This window comes from Herbiconiux sp. FW305-C-125 (assembly GCF_058783455.1).
Window position 1 is genome coordinate 1 of record NZ_JBYSYO010000031.1, and the last position, 1,458, is coordinate 1,458.

Consider the following 1,458-nt stretch of genomic DNA (forward strand, 5'->3'; position numbering starts at 1 on the left):
GAGCCTGTCAAGTTGTTTGTGTAAGCGGTCATCGGCAGTTGGTTGTTAGAGGTAGGGCTCGATGCGGTCGGGGAATGCGATCGCGAGTTGGGCGAGAGCTTTCTTCCAGCTCGTGACGGCGGCTCCCTCGACGAGTCGGGGCGGTGCTTTGCGTTCACTTGCTGGCTTGCCGCGGTCTTTAGCTCGTTCGCGAGCTCGCTTGTCTTCGATGTCGCAGATCGCGAGCCACAGCAGCTTCACGACCGCGGCGTCGTTGGGAAAGTGGCCGCGGTTCTTGGTCACCTTCCGCAGCTGGTAGTTCAGCGACTCGATCGCGTTCGTCGTATAGATGACTCGCCTGACTTCGGGCGGGAACGCGAGGAACGGGGTGAAGCGTTCCCACGCGTTCTCGAACGCGGCGACCGTGTGCGGGTTGCCCTTGCCCAGCGCCGAGGCCGCGAACGCCTCCAGCGCCGCCCTCGCCGAGTCCACGTCGGCGGCTTGATAGATCGGCTTCAACGCGGCGGCGACGGGCTTCCGCTGCCCGTAGGAGACGAACCGCATCGCGGTGCGGATGAGGTGCACGACGCAGGTCTGCACGAGCGATTCGGGCCAGGTCGCCTCGATCGCTTCGGGGAAGCCGGTGAGGCCGTCGCAGCAGACGATGAGCACGTCGCGGACGCCGCGGTTGGCGAGTTCCGCGCAGACCGAGGCCCAGAACTTGGCCCCCTCGGTCTGCTGCACCCAGATACCCAGGACGTGCTTGATGCCGTCCATGTCGACGCCGACGGCGAGGTGCGCGGCCTTATTGCGCACATGCCCGCCATCGCGGACCTTCACCACGATCGCGTCGAGGTAGATGACCGGGTAGAACGCCTCCAACGGACGCGACTGCCAGGCCAGGACCTCGTCGGAGATCTCGTCAACGATCTTCGAGATCGTCTCCCGGCTGATCTCCGTGCCGATCGTCGCTGCCAGATGATGCTCGATATCGCGGACCGTCATCCCGCCGGCATAGAGCGACACGATCATCTCGTCCAACCCGCCCAGACGCCGCTGCCCGGTCGGCACCAGCCGTGGCGTGAACGTCCCATTCCGGTCGCGCGGGACCGCGAGCTCGACATCGCCGGCGACCGTCGACACCGTCTTCGCGAACGAGCCGTTGCGGGAGTTGTCGTGAAACGCCGCCTCGGGATCGCCACGTTCGTAGCCGACATGGTCAGTCAGCTCCGCGTGCAGCCCACGCTCGAGGCCGGTCTTGATCAGCTGCTGGATCAACCCGTCCCGACCATCGAGCTGCACCTCGCCCGCGTCGATCTTCGCGAACAGATCATCCAGAACACCCGACTCACGCAGCCGCCTGGCACCCTCTTCCTGCCGTCGTCGACGCTCCGCCCGAGCTTCCTTGTCGATCATGGTCATCAGTGTCGTCCTTCCGTAAGAAGCCGACACCCCTTACACAAACGATCTGACACCCTC

The 1,458-nt window shown here is 65.0% G+C and carries 1 protein-coding gene; it reads right to left on the reverse strand.

The features are described from left to right. Positions 1-45: 45 nt before the first annotated feature. On the reverse strand, positions 46-1,395 hold the full coding sequence (locus tag AC3WLB_RS24255; protein ID WP_492510486.1) for an IS256 family transposase: 1,350 nt from the start codon (positions 1,393-1,395) through the stop codon (positions 46-48). Positions 1,396-1,458 lie beyond the last annotated feature (63 nt).

Excerpts from the sequence above, each read along its gene's own strand:
- AC3WLB_RS24255 (WP_492510486.1), bottom strand. The coding sequence starts at position 1,395 with ATGATCGACAAGGAAGCTCGGGCGGAGCGTCGACGACGGCAGGAAGAG.